Origin of the sequence: Pseudoalteromonas sp. Hal040 (genome assembly GCF_037162425.1) — a bacterium.
In the GTDB taxonomy this organism is placed as follows: Bacteria; Pseudomonadota; Gammaproteobacteria; order Enterobacterales; family Alteromonadaceae; genus Pseudoalteromonas; species Pseudoalteromonas gelatinilytica.
The window spans coordinates 626,941-646,668 of the sequence record NZ_JARLUU010000002.1 but is presented as its reverse complement, the minus strand read 5'-3'; the positions used below and the strand labels follow the sequence as shown (position 1 = coordinate 646,668).

20 protein-coding genes and 1 pseudogene are annotated in these 19,728 nt (G+C 39.1%); 13 read left to right on the top strand and 8 right to left on the bottom strand.

The annotated features are described in order from the left end of the window. Positions 1 to 7: 7 nt before the first annotated feature. On the top strand, positions 8 to 460 hold the full coding sequence (locus P4S60_RS20490) for a hypothetical protein (RefSeq protein ID WP_337117348.1): 453 nt from the start codon (positions 8 to 10) through the stop codon (positions 458 to 460). A gap of 44 nt (positions 461 to 504) precedes the next feature. Here the strand turns inward: P4S60_RS20490 and P4S60_RS20485 are convergent, their stop codons facing one another. The 6 genes from P4S60_RS20485 to P4S60_RS20460 form a co-directional block, all read right to left on the bottom strand. Next, positions 505 to 1,566 (bottom strand): fatty acid desaturase family protein, encoded by a 1,062-nt coding sequence (locus P4S60_RS20485; RefSeq protein ID WP_337117346.1) that lies wholly within the window; start codon positions 1,564 to 1,566, stop codon positions 505 to 507. Then, the gene (locus tag P4S60_RS20480; RefSeq protein ID WP_337117344.1) at positions 1,563 to 2,606 is read right to left on the bottom strand and encodes a flavin reductase family protein; all 1,044 of its coding nucleotides are present in this window, start codon (positions 2,604 to 2,606) and stop codon (positions 1,563 to 1,565) included. Before P4S60_RS20480 ends, P4S60_RS20485 begins: the two co-directional genes overlap by 4 nt. Positions 2,607 to 3,283: 677 nt before the next feature. After that, positions 3,284 to 3,427 (bottom strand): hypothetical protein, encoded by a 144-nt coding sequence (locus P4S60_RS20475; RefSeq protein WP_171038298.1) that lies wholly within the window; start codon positions 3,425 to 3,427, stop codon positions 3,284 to 3,286. Between the two features lie 152 nt (positions 3,428 to 3,579). Continuing rightward, entirely contained in the window at positions 3,580 to 3,792 is a 213-nt protein-coding gene (locus P4S60_RS20470; protein ID WP_337117341.1) for a cold-shock protein, read from the bottom strand. A gap of 312 nt (positions 3,793 to 4,104) precedes the next feature. Further along, the gene (locus tag P4S60_RS20465; protein ID WP_337117339.1) at positions 4,105 to 4,317 is read right to left on the bottom strand and encodes a DUF2061 domain-containing protein; all 213 of its coding nucleotides are present in this window, start codon (positions 4,315 to 4,317) and stop codon (positions 4,105 to 4,107) included. Between the two features lie 362 nt (positions 4,318 to 4,679). Continuing rightward, a complete protein-coding gene (locus P4S60_RS20460) occupies positions 4,680 to 5,417 on the bottom strand; it encodes a DUF4198 domain-containing protein (protein ID WP_337117337.1) in 738 nt (245 codons plus the stop codon). Positions 5,418 to 5,625: 208 nt separating this feature from the next. Here P4S60_RS20460 and P4S60_RS20455 point away from each other — a divergent pair, with 208 nt between their 5' ends. From P4S60_RS20455 to P4S60_RS20415, 9 genes are all read left to right on the top strand, one after another. Then, positions 5,626 to 7,725 (top strand): TonB-dependent siderophore receptor, encoded by a 2,100-nt coding sequence (locus tag P4S60_RS20455; RefSeq protein ID WP_337117335.1) that lies wholly within the window; start codon positions 5,626 to 5,628, stop codon positions 7,723 to 7,725. A gap of 431 nt (positions 7,726 to 8,156) precedes the next feature. After that, positions 8,157 to 8,708: a cytochrome b gene (locus P4S60_RS20450; RefSeq protein ID WP_337117333.1), complete on the top strand. Its 552-nt coding sequence runs from the start codon at positions 8,157 to 8,159 to the stop codon at positions 8,706 to 8,708. Between the two features lie 1,220 nt (positions 8,709 to 9,928). Then, positions 9,929 to 10,243: a DUF6572 domain-containing protein gene (locus tag P4S60_RS20445; RefSeq protein WP_337117331.1), complete on the top strand. Its 315-nt coding sequence runs from the start codon at positions 9,929 to 9,931 to the stop codon at positions 10,241 to 10,243. A 102-nt stretch (positions 10,244 to 10,345) separates the two neighbouring features. Beyond that, entirely contained in the window at positions 10,346 to 10,675 is a 330-nt protein-coding gene (locus tag P4S60_RS20440; protein WP_337117329.1) for a hypothetical protein, read from the top strand. A gap of 894 nt (positions 10,676 to 11,569) precedes the next feature. Next, positions 11,570 to 12,049, top strand: a complete 480-nt coding sequence (locus P4S60_RS20435) for a hypothetical protein (RefSeq protein WP_337117327.1) — start codon at positions 11,570 to 11,572, stop codon at positions 12,047 to 12,049. 291 nt (positions 12,050 to 12,340) lie between these two features. Next, positions 12,341 to 12,688 carry a hypothetical protein gene (locus tag P4S60_RS20430; protein WP_178926893.1) on the top strand — a complete coding sequence of 116 codons (348 nt, stop codon included), beginning with the start codon at positions 12,341 to 12,343 and terminating at the stop codon, positions 12,686 to 12,688. A gap of 187 nt (positions 12,689 to 12,875) precedes the next feature. Beyond that, positions 12,876 to 13,910, top strand: a complete 1,035-nt coding sequence (locus tag P4S60_RS20425; protein WP_337117325.1) for a hypothetical protein — start codon at positions 12,876 to 12,878, stop codon at positions 13,908 to 13,910. 383 nt (positions 13,911 to 14,293) lie between these two features. Then, a complete protein-coding gene (locus P4S60_RS20420) occupies positions 14,294 to 14,548 on the top strand; it encodes a YfhL family 4Fe-4S dicluster ferredoxin (protein WP_119853146.1) in 255 nt (84 codons plus the stop codon). A 108-nt stretch (positions 14,549 to 14,656) separates the two neighbouring features. After that, positions 14,657 to 15,976, top strand: coding sequence for a methyl-accepting chemotaxis protein (locus tag P4S60_RS20415; protein WP_337117322.1), 1,320 nt, complete (start codon positions 14,657 to 14,659; stop codon positions 15,974 to 15,976). Positions 15,977 to 16,007: 31 nt separating this feature from the next. On the opposite strand, the pseudogene P4S60_RS20410 reads toward P4S60_RS20415, so the two are convergent. Then, a pseudogene (locus P4S60_RS20410) lies at positions 16,008 to 16,258 on the bottom strand (TIGR03643 family protein). Positions 16,259 to 16,303: 45 nt separating this feature from the next. Beyond that, the gene (locus P4S60_RS20405) at positions 16,304 to 17,188 is read right to left on the bottom strand and encodes a LysR family transcriptional regulator (protein WP_337117320.1); all 885 of its coding nucleotides are present in this window, start codon (positions 17,186 to 17,188) and stop codon (positions 16,304 to 16,306) included. Between the two features lie 102 nt (positions 17,189 to 17,290). Between P4S60_RS20405 and P4S60_RS20400 the strand changes: the two genes are divergently transcribed. The 3 genes from P4S60_RS20400 (at position 17,291) to P4S60_RS20390 (ending at position 19,727) form a co-directional block, all read left to right on the top strand. Continuing rightward, complete coding sequence (locus P4S60_RS20400; RefSeq protein ID WP_337117318.1) at positions 17,291 to 17,920, top strand: NAD(P)-dependent oxidoreductase; 630 nt, start codon at positions 17,291 to 17,293, stop codon at positions 17,918 to 17,920. A 68-nt stretch (positions 17,921 to 17,988) separates the two neighbouring features. Continuing rightward, positions 17,989 to 19,011: a Kelch repeat-containing protein gene (locus tag P4S60_RS20395; protein ID WP_337117316.1), complete on the top strand. Its 1,023-nt coding sequence runs from the start codon at positions 17,989 to 17,991 to the stop codon at positions 19,009 to 19,011. After that, complete coding sequence (locus tag P4S60_RS20390) at positions 19,008 to 19,727, top strand: SIR2 family NAD-dependent protein deacylase (protein ID WP_337117315.1); 720 nt, start codon at positions 19,008 to 19,010, stop codon at positions 19,725 to 19,727. The genes P4S60_RS20395 and P4S60_RS20390 overlap by 4 nt, the downstream gene beginning before the upstream one ends. Position 19,728: the final 1 nt, after the last annotated feature.

The following is a 19,728-nucleotide window of genomic DNA, read 5'->3' as shown; positions in this document are numbered from 1 at the left end:
GCAGGGAATGCATAAGGCACAATTTGGAGAGGTTGAATCAATTAAAAAGCCACCTCATTATGAGGCGATTCATCAACTTGCGCTTGATATTGTTAATGCTCCAAATAAACAACAAGAGTGGGCGGCGTACAATCAAATAAAAGAAATATGCGGCAAGTTTGCAGGCACACCGCTTGATCATCCGTTTCAATGGGAAACGCTCGCTGACTTTACCTATCAAAAGCCAGAGGTTGCACTTAGCTATTATTTCAAAGCGCTAGAGCTAGCAATGTTACTCGAACTAGAGGATTATTTAGCGTCGATTAATTTTGCGATTGCAGAGAATTACCTAGAGAAAGCTGATAAGGCCCAAGCTCTAAACTTTGCCAATACAGCTTTAACTTTCGCGGAACAAGCAGTAGATGATGAATTGCAGTTAGAAATTAACGAACTGATTCTCGAAGCTAACTCCTTGCCATAAAATTATTTATAAAAAAGCCAGCGCTATGCACTGGCGTTCATCAATTACGGAAAAGAGTAGCGCACAATTCGTTTTACGACAGAAAAGTACTGTCGAAAGAAGCCGCCGGTATTGTAGTGGATACCGTGCTCTTTAAAGATAGCTTGCACCTTAGGGGCAATTTCGCGGTAGCGTTTTGCAGGTAAATCTGGGAATAAGTGATGCTCTATTTGATAACTCAAGTGCCCCGTCATTACATGAAACAGGTTACTCCCTTTGATATTTGAAGACCCCAACGCTTGGCGGTAATACCACTGGCCTTGTGATTCATTTTCGCAGTCTTGCTGGTTAAATGTTTCAACTTCACCGGTAAAATGCCCGCAAAAGATAATGGTTGAGGTCCATAGGTTACGTAATAAATTAGCGGCAAGGTTACCCGTTAAAACCCACAAGAATAAAGGCCCAGCAAGCAATGGAAAGAGCAGGTAGTCTTTCACTAACTGGCGTGCTCCTTTACTGAAAAAGCGTTTTTTGAGTTCGCTATGCGATACCGTGTAATCGCGGTCATCTTTTTTCTTACCAAAAAATACCCGCTCGGCTGCCATTTCATGGTACGACACACCCCATTGGAACAGCACACTGAGTAATAGGTAAGTGACAAATTGCCACAGGTTTTTTACCCGCCAGCGAAAGTCATTCGATAAGCGCAGTAATCCATAGCCGAAGTCGCGATCTTTACCAATAATATTGGTATAAGTGTGGTGTTCGTAGTTGTGAACGCGGTTCCAGCTAGCTCCATCGCACGCTATATCCCATTCGTAAGATTTTGAATTAATGTGTTTATCATTCATCCAGTCATATTGGCCATGCATCACATTGTGGCCAATTTCCATGTTATCGAGGATTTTTGCAGTAGCTAAACTAAGCACACCCACCAACCATAAAACAGGCTGAATAAAGCCTAGCATTAATAGTATTCGGCCACTCCATTCAAACACTCGCTGGCAAACAATAACGCGGCGAATATATTTCGCATCTTGCTCACCCAGTTTTGATTTTACATCTGCTTTAATGCTATCGAGTTGGGTTGCTAGTTTTTCAAAATTGACTGTTTTTGTCGTGTTCATGCCGATAACTCCACGTCACTGACTGGTTGCGCTATACAAAGTTGAATTAACTGCTCTGAGCTATCAGAGAGCTCACCGGTGCGAATATCACGTACGATGCCTTGCTTTTTAACGCATTGGCATTGATGGCAAATTCCCATACCACAGCCAACTGTCACCGGTTGCTTATTTGCTTGTAAGTGGGTCAGTAAGGTTTGTTGGTTATCAATAGTGAATGTTTTGCCCTGATGAGTGAGTGTTAGTTCGTGCTTATCAGAGGTTGCTAAAACAGCAGGGACTGCACTGAAATGCTCACTGTCGATAGGCGTATTTAATTGCTTAGCTAAAGTTGCTGCTTGCTTATACAATGCAGCTGGGCCGCACACTAACCAGTGTTTATGCGCATTTGTTGTCAGCCATGTCGTCGCATCGCCGTCTTTGCTGCGCTCAAGTAAGTGATAATCAAAATTGCTCAGTGATTGTTTTAGTTGTTCAAGCTCATCTTTAAGCCAGTGGCTGTTCGACTTTGCGTAATAAAGCAGGGTAATGGTTTGTTTGCTATCAGCAGGTATTGATTTAAGCATGGCTATAAATGGCGTAATGCCAGAGCCACCGGCAAGCATGATTAAAGAGCGCGCGGTATTTACCATTACAAACTGGCCTTTAGGCTCAGAAATATTAAGCCATTGCCCTGGCCTCAAGTTTGTTAGCTTTGACGTAAATGCGCCGCTCTCTTGGCTGCGGATCAATAAACGAATTTGTCGCTGCTGCCTTGCCAATTGTGGTTCGTTTGCGATGGTAAATACACGCGTTAGCATTCGACCATTCGTTTGGATTGTTAACGCAATGTGCTGGCCTGCTTGATGAACTGGCCATGATTTTTCTGGCTCAATAATCAACTCAACGCATTGTTCAGCAAACACCTGTACATGTTTTACTTGTGCACGAAAATAGCCTTCGCGCCAACCTGGTTTAAAGCACTGAAGCACAGGCTCCCAGTATCCTGCCCATGACTGATGATGCAATAAATGTTTTGATAATGAATTTAATAACGCTCTCATTTTTCGCCTTTAGCTTACAAGTGTACGCTCACTTTGCGCACAAGTGTAAGCTGAAAGCTGATAATTGCAAGCCTAATTTGAGTATTAGCTCTAATGAAAGGTGGCCATCATCTAGTGTTTGACTAACTAAACTTAGCCTAGACAGAACTCAGTATAGGTAAGCCTATGAGTGTTTTTATTGGGAATATGGATATGCTCGCTTTTTACATACTGCTTGGTTACATTTGTAGTAACCAAGAAATAAATGCGTGTTTTTCTAATGAGTTTTTGAAATTAACGCGTTTTAGGTTGCTTCTATCTCTAAATACTACACAGAGTTTGTTTGTTGAAATTGATTGAATAGGGGGATGGCTTCAATAACAGAGCCATATTTTTTTTGATGCATTAATGAACTTTATGAATATTTTAAATTGTTGTTGATTTAATAGGGTTTTAATTTTGGTAGGAGGTTTTACTAACTATAGGGATTAACTTTGTTTATTAATAAATCTCTCTGCTTTTGTGTATAGAGAGTCGCACTTTATCTTTTGCTGATTAAACTCAATGCTGCCTTCTACTAAATTATCTAAATACTCTTTTTCTTTTCGATATTCGTTGACAAGTTGTTCTAGTTTTTCTTCGAAATTACTTTTTTTATTTTTTTGTACTTTTCTGTGGTTTTCTTGATTTTTTCATTTTTATAATTCCAGTAATTTTAAACGTTCACGTTCAATTAGGATGTCTTCAATTTTTCGCCTAACAGAGTGAATGTCTTTATACTTAATGCCATCATGGTTGATAATGTCACCAACGCGTTTGGGCTTTTTTATTTTCTTTTTCATTATACTCCCGGTACTCTTCGTGTTTTTTCTATCTTAATTAACTATTGATTTAAAATAGAGATTTTTGATTTTGTCAATTAAGAAAAGAAACTAAATGAATAGTCGTGATTAAGAAAAGAGGTACATTTTAGTTATACCTCTTTAGTTGCTGCTTAGCCTAGTGTGACGTTGTTTGCTTGTGGACCTTTAGTCCCTTTCGCTATATTGAAAGCTACTTTTTGGCCTTCGCGCAAAGTTTTGAACCCATCAACTTCAATTGATTTGAAATGAACAAAGACATCTTGACTGCCATTGTCTGGAGAGATAAAGCCAAAGCCTTTAGTTTCGTTAAAGAACTTTACTGAACCAGTTGTCTTGTCAGACATATATACCTCGATATATTTATAAATTTTAATTTCTAGCTACTAAATCGGAAATGAAGGAAAAAGAGTCGCAGGGCATATATGACGAATAGATTCGAAAAGAAACTGAGATGAACTTGTACTAAATATTTTCATTAATAGCTCGCTATTTGAGCTGCAGAAACTATACACTATATTTTAATAATAGATATGAATATATTTTATTTTTTATTTTTTAATGAAAACAGTGAATAAGGTTGTTTTACAACCATAGCTATGAATTCCAATGAATAAGTACGTAATTCGTTGAATGCTAGGTTTATCTTTTGTTAGTCGTTAGGCAAACATTATTCCATCTGGGTTTTGTTTTAATCTATCCTTACCCTCTAGACTACGCCATACTTTTTCGTGGAAGTAAAACGCAACAGTGTTCACAGCTGGCTCAACAATAGCAACTAAGCCACCAATTAAAAAACTACCTGTTAAAAAGTAGGTTACTGTGAAAGCGATTGCGAAGTGCATCATTGCAAAAGTAACTGTCTTAATCATTTTGAATACCCTAACTCTCATAATTTGATGCGTTTAGTATTGCTCATTATTGCTCATCTTTAAAATGGAATAAAAAGATTGTGGTGATTGATAAAATGGAATGGTTGTGTTCAGTGTTGTTCGTTAATTCCCAACTCAATATGCACACCTGACGAAGATGTTTAGAGCAGGTCGTAAACATGCTTTCTACTGTAATAATTAAACGTGTTGTTTTTAACTATACTTGGCGAGGCTTGAGTGCAGTGGAGGAGTAGCGTGCTACTCATTAATTTAAAGGGTTGTTAAAAGTGCATGAGGGCCTAGACTTATTGTAAGTCTAGGCCCACAAAAGTTTGCTTGAATATAAGTAACTAGTTCAAAAATTACTCTGCAGCATGGGGTAAAACAAATGAAAGTGTTGCTAAGTGCTCTGTCTTATCAAATACAGCGAGATTGGTACTTTTTTCATCATATAGTGCGGCAACGACGTTTAAACCTTGATTGCGTAGTGGCAATGTCACTACGCCTTCATGATTGCTTATCAGAGGCTTTTGATCAGGGTCGTTCACAATATCATTTATCACTTTAGCGCCTTGAACTGCCTTACCATTAAATATTATGCGATAACTGACCAATGCACCTTTTTGATCTGAAAAGCTCTCACCTATTGGGATAATTTGTAACTGTTGTTCTTTAAGTTGAGGAATTTCAGTAAGCGGGCCACGTAAGTGTACAGCATGTTTTTTTGTATGCTCGCTTAAAACTGCATCAGGGATTTGATCACGGCCACTAGCAAACCATTTACCATCTTTAGTTTTGCTCCATAAACCGTTATCGAGCATTCCTGTAACAGCATAAACCGTGTTATCGCTCAGTATCATCATATGCCCTGACTCAACAAGTTTTACACTTTGTTCTTGCCAATTTTTGTTATACCCAGTAACTGTTTTAACTTTGTCTTGGCGCTTAACGGTGTCTAAATCTTGTGCGCCTTCACCATATATCAGTGCTAGTTGTGATGAGCGCTCAGCAAACCATATTGCATGTGCTTGTGTTTTTGCGGTGTAAATGCTGGAAATTGATATAGCTAATGTAATGCAGGCTAAAGTAACTTTGTTCATTATTTTCTCTAAATGTTTATAAATTGAGCGTTTATTTAAGTTTTTTAATTTCTGTTGTTTGCGAGGCTAGTTCTCGGTTGTTTAATTGTATATCATACTATAAATGATAAGTATTATTAATTGCATATACAGATAATTGATAATGTAAGCCCTTACCTAATAACTACAAGCTTTATTGAATAACTACAATTCATACCTGAGAGATAGAATGAACAGATACCAAAAATCAGCCCTTTCAATCATGATTAGCGCAATTTTTACATCTTCCGCATATGCCACTACAGAGCCATCAGACATAGAAAAAATATCTGTGTCGGGTGTAAGGCAAGCGTTTCGTGGGGATATTCCTTTGAATGAGCAACCACAATCTGTCGAGTTTATTTCATCAGACACACTCAATGAGGCTGGTGTAACCACCTTAAGTGACATTTTCGATTTAACCCCAAGTATTTCAGAACAAAATGATTTTGGTGGTTTATGGGAAAGCTTCGCTATACGTGGTTTAGTGGGCGATGAGAATATTCCATCAGGCTTTTTAATTAACGGTTTCTCGTCTGGACGTAGCTTTAGCGGTGTTCGTGATACGAGCAATATCGATTATGTCGAAATCATGAAAGGAACTGGCTCTGCACTTTATGGACGCTCTGAGCCTGGCGGTACGATTAATATCATTACAAAAAAACCGCAGTTTGAACAACAAGGCTATGTAAAAGTGACAGCTGGTAGCTGGCAAAGTTATCGCGCAGAAGGCGACTATACTAATGCAATTACGGACCAAGTGGCCTTTAGAGTTAATGGTGCAGTTGAAGATAGTGAAGGTTTTAGAGATTATCATGAATCGGAAAAAACGGTATTAACACCTTCAATTTTATGGCTAATTTCAGATAAAACCAAGTTGAATTACGAGCTAGAGTACGTTGATCAAAGTTTAACTTTCGATCGAGGTATTGTTGCTGTAGATGGTAAAATTGATGCGCTACCTATTGAAACTTTTTTAGGTGAGCCAAGTGATAAACCTACAGAAGTTAAGGCTATTTCTCATCAGCTTACCCTTGAGCATCAATTAGGAGAGTGGTCGCTTCTAACAGGTATTAGTTATAGCGATTCAGAGTTTTTGAGCGAATCAAGTGATGCTGAGCTTGCTCCCAGCCGGCAAGTTTATTTTATCGATGGCGTGACACTGAGCAGACAACATAATCAACGTGACTTTCAAACTAACTATATGTCTGTACGTTCAGAGCTCAGCGGCAGTATAGAAGCTGGTGGTTTCACTCATCATCTTTTAATTGGTGCTGATGCCAGTAAGTTTGACTTTGATAAGATTTGGTACAGATATCGCCCGACTCTTGATGACACGAGTTACGCTATAAATATGTATCAGCCTGAATACGGTAAAACGGCGCCTGAAGGTTCACTGTTATTCGACACCACAGAAGTACAGAATAGCTATGGTATTTATATTCAAGATCAAGTCGACATCACTGAAAAATGGAAAATGCAAATTGGGGGTCGTTACGATTGGTTTGATCAAAGAATTGATAACCATAAAAACGTAACCCGTTCAGATGCTGACAAAAGCACATTCAGCCCGCGAGCAGGTTTAGTGTATGCTCATTCTGATGATCTACAATTTTATAGCAGTTACTCTGAAGGGTTTAGACCTAATAGCGGTTTCGATGCTGATGGAGAAGCATTTGAGCCTGAAGAAACAACCTCTATTGAAGTTGGAGTTAAGTTTAATACCGACATTGTTAGTGGTAGCTTTACAGTATTTAATGCGCAAAAGAGCAACATGCTAAGCACCGACTTACAAGCAGGTGTATCTAGGGCTCTAGGCGAGGTTACGAGTGAAGGTGTTGAACTAGACTTACACGGTAATATTACAAGCCAAACATCGTTTGATCTTGCATACACTTATACTGATGCCAAAACAGCAAAAGATACGGTTAATACCGATTGGTGGGTTAGTTTGCCAAAAGGTAGCCCTTTACTGAATATTCCAAAGCACAGTGCCAATGCACAAATTAAACGAGATCTTAGCGATTTAATCGATTCGAATTCAACGGTTGGTGTGTCTGTTCAATATGTTGGTGAACGTTTAGGTGAAGCGATTGATCCTACCTATTATTTACCTTCATATACCTTGGTAAATATATTTGCAAATTACCATGTTAATGATGATTTGAGCTTACAGTTTGTTGTAAATAACGTATTGGATAAAACTTATTACGCTAATTCATACTCTGCAATTTGGACTCAACCAGGTGAACCATTAAATTATAAGGTTGGCTTAAAATATAATTTTTAAATTAGACCTAATACTACAGGCTAGAGCACTTAGTTCTTACTCATTTTCTTGAGTAAGCGCGCCGCTGACACTTTTAGTAAGGTGGTGGTTTTTCACTCAAGAGACAGAGTTCACACTGAAAATACAAGAGAGGGAGTTGTACGCAAATATACTTTTCTGATGTGGTAATGCGAAAGCGTATTGCCAACGATAATGTAGGGCGAGGCTTGAGAGCTATAAAGAGTAGAAAGGCTATTTAATTAAATTGCTTAAGTTTATTTTAAGGTTAAATTAATACAGTAACCCCCATGAACAGGTAAATAATTATTTATGGATAACTGTTCTTTGTCTTAGATCATTACAACAAGAACGATCACAAGATAGGTTAATTCTAACTATCTGTTATCCATAAATTTAGCAGTTATCTGAACGCGTTTTACGAAAGGGGCATTATGAAGATTAAAAATACAACGACTCATTACAGTTCGTTCTCGATTGTATTGCACTGGCTTATGTTTATTTTAATCGTGACTGTGTTTGGCAGTATTGAATTGCGCGAGTTATTTGATAAAGGCACTGAAACCCGCGACGCTTTTAAAATGTGGCATTTTATGTTGGGTTTATCTGTTTTAGCTCTAGTAATTATAAGGTTAGTGGTGCGTGTACTGGCAGGCTCAACGCCAGCTAAAAAACCTGAGCCTGCAAAGTGGCAAAATACATTGGCTAAACTAGTGCACCTCGCGCTCTATGTCTTCATGATTGCAATGCCAATAGCAGGTTGGCTGATATTGAGTATGGCTGGTAAACCAGTGCCATTTTTTGGCTTAGAACTTCCTCCATTAGCAAGTGAAAATAAAGATCTTGCTAAAACGATAAAAGAAATACACGAGACTGTGGGTGAAGTAGGTTATTACTTAATAGGCTTGCATGCCGCAGCTGCATTATTCCATCATTACATTTTGGCTGATAATACCTTAAAACGTATGTTGCCTTTAAAAAAGTAAAGTTTAGTTAGCTCATCTTAAATAAGCCTTGAAATCCCATACTAGGATTTATCAGGGTTTGCTCATGACGCAACGAGGCTACTCATTTCTTTCTCAATTTTCACTTTAAGTATTTCGTAACACAGAGATGAAATTTACCAGTGTTACTTATCATTCGTTACCATCACGTAAGCCTAGTTAGTGTTATGTCAAACACTAACTAGGAAACGCATGAGTACATCAAAATATAAGTTCATCAGAAAGTATCAACGCGCGAGTAAATCACCCTAGGGCAATAGGTAACGGAACGATATTGGTGTGAAAGTATTGTTTAAAAAAAGTTTGGAGTTCTGAGTTAACGTCCTGGTTTTTAACCTCTCTTTGTACCCATTCATCTTAATGGACTATTAATAACCAATTCCATTCCATCATATGCAAACAAATAACTTTAAGCATGACGCTCTGATTAGTAATCAATTATGAGAGTAATAATACACCTTTATTTGATTGGCAGATATGACTTCAAAACAACCAATGCTGACATCGAGCGGTTATGTTATCTGCTCGTTGTTCACTCATAACCGCCCTTAGACTATTTACGGTAGCAATCTTGAGCAGAAAGTGCTAGTCAAGATCCGACTGACTCGAAGCAGGGCTGCAATGAGCCAGAGCCGAAGAGCAGCTAGATAGTCATTGCTTAAAGACGATGCTTGTATTTTGTTAGGTTTTCTTTTTGATAGCAATACCTTAGAAACTTTGTTAGAACTATGTAAGATAGATAAATGAGTGTGGTATTGGCAAAAATATGTGCGATGAGCACACTAAAAAATTAAATGAGCATGATGGTTTAGGGTGTCTATGAAAATGTATAAAAGGATTTTGAAAGGACTCTTGTTTGGCATATTAGGCTACACAAGTACTATGTTCGGAATGTCATATAGAAGCAGTGAGCAGTTCATTTTAGCTCAAAAACGCTGCTTAAATGGCATCTTAGAGTCTTGTTTATCAGATAGTGATAAAGCCACACTACTTGCTAGTTGGTCACCTTATAATTTGTACTATTTAATTGTTTTAATCATTAGCTTTGCAATACTAATATTGTTAGATGACATATTGAAATTTGTGTCACTTGCATATAACAAGGCAAATCACAAGCGCTGACAAAACCAGTTGCTTTGCTCTTGGCTGACAAGCCGCATGTCACAAAGACTTAAATATTACGAAACTTAAGGAATTTGAACATGGATGACCCTATTCAGGACTTAGATAAAATCGATATCGTTGGAGAAAGAAAAGATGGTGGTGTCGATTTGGTTATTGTAGTGTCAAGTGCTCTAAAGGATTGTGAGTATCACGAACAACTTCTGAAAACTAAGATTCAAAGCTATACGGATACCATCTTCTCCGAAGAATGGATATCCAAGTATGGTCAGGGTAATAGCGATATTTATATCAAAGCCCAAGTAATGCCTGAACAAGAAATTATTAATCTAATAGGTGCAATTAAAAAACACCTAAAGGAATTCAATATTGATTTGTGGTTGGAAGTTGCATAACAAATTAAAGCTGCGTATTGCTATAGCCTTGTCGTATTCCGAATAAGCAGAAAAATATGTAACTCGCACTATTAAATTCTTATGCATCTATGGACAGACCAAATGGACGCAGACATTGAACTAAATATCAGCTTCAGATTCTTGGCTCTTTCAGGAGAGTCAGTAAGCGAAGCTAAATTAAGCCTTAAAGTCTCATCTTGTAGACCAAACAAAAAGCTAGGTGGTTATGTTGTATGTATTCCTCTGACTCAATCTTCACTGGTATCGATAACAAGTTTTGTGACATCACATAATATAAAAATTGAAAATACAGATATCTTCATTTCGTTTGCTACTGAATACGACTCTAGGATCTTAAAGTTACCAAGCCTTATTGCAATAGCTTCTGTTTATATTGGTTCACCAGTTACTCTTTCTTATACGGTAGTTTAGGTGAAGTTCAAATCTCACTCACTTCGTTCGGTGGAACAAACAGGCAGCTTCGTTCCGTATTATAACCCACGTGTCATTGCCCTTTCTTAGGTGTCAAACATCGGAATAGACGAGAGTTTATAGCTTTATTAGTTGATGAAAATCGAGATGTAAATGACAGGCTGAATTTTAGGTTTAATATAGAGCCTAAAACAAAACATGATCTAATGCATGTTTTTAGTTTAATGAAAGGTTTTGGAAAAGATGATGTATGGAGGCTAAGTTCTTCATCTTTAGAAAATAAAGATGGCGAGATTACCCTACGCTCTGTAAGTGAAATAGAAGAGTATTCTTTTAAAGAAAATACATAACAAGCCGCTAAATACTTATTTTCACTACCTGGCTAAAATTTATAAATTTTAGCCACTTCGCGCCTACAACAGGCTTGCGGAGCGTTACGATTAAATCCTCTATCGCACTTTTGTCCAGAGGCGAGTTATTTATATAACTCTTATTTGCCCCAAAACGAGCTAACACAAATGCTCTAGGGGTGACTTTGAACGAAGTGTAAAGCTAGTCGGTAAGATAGCATTTCAAATCAAATATTTAATAAAATTAATTTCTCCGGCTAGTGGTTTCTGTGTTCGTAAAAATATAATTGCTTATTGAGGTAAATTTAGGTGTAATGAATAAATAATAAGCGCTGAGTTATGCAGGGAAAGCTTACATAACACTAACTAAGCTGATTAAATTTGCTAGGAAAGTGAGAACCTCCAAAAAGCCTATTTTTTATAAATAAAGCAATAGCATAAACAACACCAACTCTGACACACCGAGCAGGTAGCGGCTCAGTCCAACAAGCGATTATGCAACACAAACTGCGTGTCGCATAAATACTAAAATGTTAGGCATACGATGAAATCACTACTTCTGATCAGCGTGTTTCTATTGATTTCGGGCTGCTCCGTAAATTTAATCGGAAAGAAAGCTCCGCCTTATCCAGAAGGCTTAGAAACTTCATATGGCGCATGCGTTTCTTGGGCTCTCGGGAGAGATCAATTTTGTGAGGTTTCAGTAAGTGATTTGCGCAGGGTTGGAGAAAATCCTTTCGCGGTAATTGTTCAAAAAGAAATAGGTAGGTCTGGAAATAAGGCGATATGGAAAATAACAGATCAAACAGAGTGGCCTGAAGTTCACTCTGGTGAGTATCTGTCATTTGGCGTTTGTAGGCTTAATGGTGCTGTGGATCACTCTATAATTGCCGTCGTTTCAGACAATGAAGAGCAATGGCATGTTGCTATTAATTGGGTTATGAGAATAGATTTAAATTCTGGTAAATTTATTCCTATTTCACCCGAAAACGTGCTTTGTGAAAACGAAGGATGGGGCGTATAAAAATGCCTAACAAAAAGCTGCACACGGACACATACTGCTACGCTCGTTTTTGTATCTGTCGCCGCGCTCCATTTTTACACAAAAACGCTCTCCGCAGTATGTGCCGGTGAGCTTGGCGTTAGCTTAATATTGGAAATCATAGGAGTTTTTAATTTGCTACAGTCATTATCTGTTTCAGATTTTACGGGAGTTGCAACATTGGTTGTGGCATGTGGGGCTTTGATTGTCGCGTATCGGCAATATTCTAACTCGAAAGTTCAGGCTCACGAGATACATGCCCAGAGTCAATATATGGAGTACTTAAAGTTGGCTTTCGATAACCCTAAGTACTCGTTGGCTAGCTACCCAGAGGCATCACCTCGATACTACGAGTTTTGTGACAATCGAGATGAATACATTCAGTATGAGTTTTATGTATCAAATCTCATCTTTGCTGTCGAACAGATACTGGAGTTAGCTGATTGGAATCAAGCTTGGGAAGATACAATAGTTGATCAACTTAAGTATCATGCGATTTATCTAGATTCTTACGACTTTCCAGAAAGGCATACAGACAAGCGTTTGCTAAGAATGCGTGAGAAAGCCATTGATTTGTACTTAGAAGACGGCGGTAAGCTTAATAGAGAGTGGGAAAATTAAGCTAACAAAGCATTTAAGAGTTATTCGCAACGCTTGGCAGTTTCGCTTCGCTCAAGTATATCCAAGCGTCGCTCACACCTTAATGCGGCGTTATAAGCCCATCGTAGTTTTGATGAATTCCATCAATACAAATAAATACCGAGATCGTAAAAATGATCAGCCGAACTTAGTTTATGGAAACAGATTAATGAAATATGAGAAAACGCTGAAAAGTCTCTGTCGGCAACCAAAATTAAGCGTAATTCAAATTGAAGCTATGTTCAGAAAACGAAATTCAGTGGAGGTAACTGTTACTCCGAAGAATATTGGACGCGATGGCTTTGAAATTGAAACTGACGAGGGAGTGTGTTTTGTAACAGAAAGACCTATTCAGTTTCTCAACAATAAATGGGGTCGAGTTACAGGGCTTCAAGAAAGAATGCTAGACCTTGCTATCCCTGTTCCACTATATATGGGAGAGGGAACTGTCGTTGGAGATATATACCGAATAAACAATTCAGACAATCCAACTTCAGAAGCAAACTTGTGGTTACACGAATCTTTTACGGCAGAGATTGCTGTTGCGTATTTTAATAAATATCTTTCAGTAAGTGAGTCTTTCAAAGAGTACAAATCCATTATATTTGAAGCTATAGAGGCTTACTATTTTGGTCTTGACCATATAGCAATAATGTCATTGTTCCCTGTTTTTGAAGCGGGTTTAAGAAATATACAAGCCAAACTCCTTAATAGTGATGTCGGTAATGTAAGCACAGAGCAATTCGATAAGGGACTTAAGGAGTTACTCCTTGATTGGGGGAGTACGAGGTTCCCTGAATATACTTGGTATCCAGGGAAAGGGTATAACACTCAAGTAGAAATTGACTTTCTTACTCACGTGAACCCTCAATGTGATGTTATTAATGCTTTTAGGCTGTTTTTTAAGCATGTATTGTATAAGCCTAGCAATGCCAATACTTCTTTGAATGGGTTTAATCGTCACTTAGTTGTTCACTTATTAAAAAATGATTTCAATGAACCTTCCAATTTTGCAAGGTTATTTTTAGCGTTAACGCAAATCACATTTATTGAAAGCCTACATAATCAAGATATACCGTTCTTCTGGCCAGGAGTTGACGTAAATGATAAAAAGATTGGCAACTATATGCGTACATTAACAGAGCAATTTTTTGCACCAAGAAGAAAAGTCCTAAAAGAACAGGGAATATGCGAGTATCCTTAATTACAGGCTTATAACAAGGCACTTAAACGGAACTAAAACAGTGGGTTACGTTTCGCTTAGTGCGGCGTTACTGAATAAATACTCTAACTTGCTTTTGTCCATAAACGAGCTATGCCCTTAAGACTCTGCCCATACCGAAAACTCATCTAGTCACCATAAAACCTCTCACTTATTTCATCACATAGCTTGGTTCGATAGATAATCTCACTGCATTACTACTGAAATATCGCTCTCGAAGGATCTTAACTACTTTTAAACTTGATCTAGATCAAAGAAACTTCATTCGCAGCAATCTATATTACGCGGCTGCAATTTTAACTGCTTTTGAAATCCAAGGTTAGATTTTAATGGCAATACTCCATCAGCGTGCTTAAAGGTTTGTCATGGCATTACTCATCAATAACAAGTGTATTAACTGTGATATGTGTGATCCTGAGTGCCCGAATGAGGCTATTTATATGGGCGCGAAGATATATCAAATAGACCCTAACAAATGCACCGAGTGTGTTGGGCATTACGATAACCCTACTTGTGTGAGTGTGTGTCCTATTGATTGCATTAAGCCAGATCCAAATCATCGCGAATCTTTAGATGAACTGGCAGAGAAATACGTTAAATTGACCTCTCAAGCTTCTTAGTTAAATCAATTTTCTTAATTCTTTTTGCTTATTTTAAAGTAGCGCCCTGCGTTAATTGTTCTACAATTTTATGAACAACAACACGTTAATAAAAAATCAGGGCGTTTTATGTGGTTTAATAAATCCTTACAGGCTGAAATTGATGCGTTAAAAGCTGAGCTTTATCCGCTAAAAGATCTCACTTCAGGTATTGATGAAGAGATGTTGGTGCTTAGGCTGCGTGCTGATGGCACAATGGCCTATATTAACCAGAACTTTTTAGATGAATTAGGCTACTCTCACAATCAGCTAATTGACTCGCCCTTCCAAGATATTATTACTGAACAATCTCGAAATACTGACCAGTTTGTAGAGCTAAAAAACGCCATTGAAAATCAACAGCATGGAGTAGGGCACTTACAAATAACTCGCTATGATGGCAAGCTTGAGTGGCTTCGTTTGATTGCTCATCCGGTACACACAGAACAAGGTGAGCTTAATTACTTTGCTATTTATGGCACTGTACTAACCGATACAATTTCTACTTCTCGTGAACAACGCGACACTATTAATGCTATCTATCGCTCGATGGCGGTTATTGAGTTTGACCTAGAGGGCAAGGTTATTAACGCAAATGAACCGTTTTTAGAGAGTATGGGTTATAAAAAAGATGAGATAGTAGGTAAGCACCACAGTATGTTTTGTGAGCCTGAACTTGCTGAGTCAGCAGAGTATGAGAAGTTTTGGCAGCGCTTAAGACGCGGTGAGTTTGTTGTTGATCGCTTTAAACGTGTTGACCGTCATGGTAATGAAGTGTGGCTTGAAGCGTCATACAACCCCATTTCAAATGATTTTGGTGAGCTTTACAAAGTGATGAAGTTCGCCACTGTGATCACTGAGCAAGTTAATCGTGAGCATGCAATTTCACAAGCGGCCGAAATTGCGTATGGCACATCAACAGAGACTGATAGACTCGCTCAACAAGGGGCTGAGGTTTTACAAAATACCATGACAGTGATGAATGAATTAGCCCAGCAGATGGAGCAAGCAGCTCAAGAGATTTCAGCCCTTGATAAACAGTCACAACAAATTGCAGCCATTGTGCAAAGTATTAGTAGTATTGCGGAGCAAACGAACTTACTGGCGCTAAACGCAGCAATTGAAGCTGCTCGTGCCGGTGAGCAAGGCCGAGGCTTTGCGGTGGTGGCTGATGAAGTCAGGCAGCTTGCATCAAGAACCTCAAAAGCCACCGAAGAAATTGTTGAAGTAGTAAATAACAATCAGTCACTTACACAAAATACGGTAAAGGTTATTGAACAAGGCAAGGTGAAAGCCGAGCAAGGTGTGTCTTTATCAAATGAGTCTGGCAAGGTGATGGAAGACATACAACACGGTGCGCAGCAAGTGGTTGATGCAGTTGGACAATTTGCAAATCAACTGAATCATTAATCTTTGTCATACTAGGTTTCAGCCCTATAAACTATCTATGTTTATATTGGGTCTTACAGTAACCACGGGATATATCAGGATGGCGTAGTTTTAAGTGTTTGGTTTGCCTACCCGCGCGCGTTTTCGCCAAAGTTTAAAACTCGAGCTTGTTAATTGCTCACGCATCAGCGAGATAACGCTTTTTTCATTTAAACCAAACTGTTGGTTTATTGCTTCAAACAGGGTTCTATCTTCCCACGCCATCTCTATGATGCGTGATATTTCATGATCTAAGTGCTGCATTACGGCTCCTTTTTGTAGCTTATACGTATTTGCAGCAGGTTTAGATTATAAAATATCGTGTTGCCAGTGCTCTGCTAAAAAGTCGATGAACGCTCTGGCCACATTTTGTTGGAAGTTACGTGATAAATACACTGCCCATAAGTGAGAGCCTATAGTTGTATGCTCTGGCAGTACTTTAACAAGCTCACCTGATGCCAAATAGTCATTGGCGAGATCGCAAGGTAGGTGAGCAATGCCCATACCTTGTTTTGCAGCTTTTAGAAGTACGCCCATATCGTTGGCAACAATGTTGCCCTTCACGGTCACTTTTTGTGTGTTGTCGTCTTTTTGAAATTGCCAAATAGTGTGTTTGTTATGAACTAGGCAATTGTGAATAGTTAAGTCACTCGGCTCAAAAATCTGTGGGTTCGCAGCTAAATAATCGTTAGAGGCACATACTGCGGTTGCGATATACATTAGCTTACGGGCAATAAGACCTTCGTCAGGCTGGTGGATGTAACGCAAAGCGATATCAACGCGGTCATCAACCAGCTGCGATAAACTATCAGAAAGTAACAGTTCAAAGCGCGTCTGAGGATGGCGTTTGGTAAACTCTTCAATGGCATCAAACAGTTTATGTTGGCCAAGCCCAATCGGAGAGGCAACTCGAATGGTACCAACCAATTCATTGTTATGGCTGTGTGCTCTGCTTTGTAAATCAGACACTTGATTTAATATTTGCTGGCAATAGCTAAGGGCTTCTTCGCCTTGAATTGTTAAACTCACTTTGCGTGTTGTGCGATGAAACAATCTTAAATTTAGCCACTTTTCAATATCTTGAATATGCCTAGAAACTTGTAATCGGCTTAAACCTAAATGCTCAGCGGCTTGAGTAAAGCTGCCTGTACGGGCAACTTCGACAAAGCTAGTAATTGAAGTGAGTTTATCCATTGGTATCTTAAAATGAAACAATGTGTATCTATATAGTGTATTTATCAGTAATTAGTGAACAAGTAAACTGCAATCATTGAAACAAACAACGGAGAATTCCTCATGAAATTAGCAGTTATTGGCGCAACAGGTTGGATTGGCAGCCACATTACTTCAGAAGCAATCGAACGTGGTCATCAAGTAAATGCATTAGTTAGAGACGCAAGTAAAGTAACCCAAGATAACGTTACTGTGACTGAATTTGATTTAACTAAAGACGATATCGCAACTGCAGCTGCAGGTAGTGATGTTGTTATTGCTGCAATTGGTGGTCGTGCTTTAGGTAACCATGAAATTGTTGCAAATACAGCAAAACAATTATTAAACGCGCTTGCAGGTACAGGCACACGCATTTTATGGGTGGGTGGTGCAGGTAGCTTAGAAGTGGCACCTGGTGTAACACTGGTATCAAGCCCAGACTTTCCTGCTGAATACAAAGCAGAAGCCATTGCTCAAGGTGAAGCACTTGATGTATTTAGAGCATCAACAGTAGCTACAGCTTGGACTTTTGTATCACCAGCTGCAGTCATTTACCCTGGTGAGTCAGAAGGCCCGTACCGTGTTGGTGGTGACAGCTTCTTTACTGATGCAAACGGCGAAAGCAAAATTTCAGTTACTGATTATGCTAAAGCAATGCTTGATGAAGCACAGTCGGCAGCCCATTTAAATCAACGTATTAGTATTGCTTACTAATAGCGAGCCTTTCTTCAGGCTCATAAAATGGTATTCTTAAGCTATGTGTTAAGTTACCTATTTAATTTATGAGCCTGCTATTTTCTATTGCACTTGCAACTATTCCTGCCTTACCAGAAGCCGTCGCGAACAACGCTGTCGCCAAAGTTGTTATTGATGAACAAGCTTACTTTTTAAGCTTTATGGGCTTGAGCTCAGGCAAAGCACATACCGATGTTCACAATAAAGTGTGGGTCCTTAAAGTGGGCGATAACGCGTGGCAAGCAGCTAAAGCCGTGCCAAGTACATTGCCCCTTACTGGCCGTTTGGCGAGTACTGCGGTGGGTGTTGGTCAACATGCCTATCTATTTGGTGGTTATACGGTAAGTGCGGATCATCAAGAAATCTCTACCCCTGATGTATATCGCTATGATGTGCTCTCTAATTCATATACGCAACTGGCCAATATGCCAGTGCCGGTGGATGACAGTGTGGCTCTTTCGTATCAGCAGCGTTATATCTATTTAGTCAGTGGTTGGCATAACGATGGCAATGTTAACCTTGTACAAGTTTATGATACGCATACAGATACTTGGCAACAGGCTTCGCCATTTTTAGGTCAACCGGTGTTTGGCCAAGCGGCGGCAATTAGTGGAAACACTATATTAGTGTGTGATGGCGTTAAAACACAGGCGAATGCTGATAAACGTCGTTCTTTCGGCGCGGTTGCACAGTGTTTAAAAGGCACAATTGATGCTAATAACCCATTAAAGATAGATTGGCGTACGGTGCCGCATCCTACAGGTGTTGCCCATTACCGTATGGCAGCAACCAGTTTTAATGGCGATATTTATATGATGGGCGGCTCTGATAACCCATATAACTACAATGGTATGGGGTACGATGGCAAACCAGCGCCAGCGAGTGATCATGTTTGGCGCTTTGATGTTGATAAAAACACGTGGCAAGTAATGCCAAAAGCCGGCACCGCGAGCATGGATCATCGAGGTTTATTAGAGCACCAAGGAAGTTTGTATCGTCTTGGTGGTATGGATAATAATCAACAAGTGACAGCCGATGCACTTGCTTACAAGGTAAAGTTATCTCTATGAATACTCTCTATATTACTGGGGCGGGTGTGAGTGCCGCTAGCGGTATACCGACCTTTCGTGGCGAAGATGGTTATTGGACCATTGGCAGCAAAAATTATACGCCGATGGAAATGGCAACGCGTGCTATGTACGAAAACAACCCTCGCGAATTTTTAGCTTGGTATTATCATCGTTTTGCAACCTATCGCCATCACGGTCCCAATGAAGTGCATCATTGGTTGAGTGATAAAAATCTCATTACGCAAAATATTGATGGCCTTGATGGTAAAGCAGGTAACATTGACTTTATTGCTATTCATGGTCGCTTAGATCAAATGACACTGTTTCATCATCAAGGTGACGATGTGATGGCTTTTAACGCGCCGTGGGATAATATCAACGAAGACAACCTGCACCACTCATTGCTTGAGGTGTTCAATATCAATAACGAAAGCCCCAAGCTCAACGAATCCTTTAAGCCTTATGTGTTGTTATTTGATGAATACTACACTGAACTTTATCGAATCTCTGAGGCGCAACAGCGCATGCTTGATGCCGATAAAATCGTCTTTATCGGCACCTCGTTTAGCGTCAATATTACCCAAATGGCACTCGATATTGCACGCAGTCAAGGCACGCCAATTGAAGTGGTTGACCCAGATCCTACTCACGTATTTCATCCTAATGTGACATACCACAAGATGACTGCACTTGAGTATGTTCAGCAGCAAGGATAAA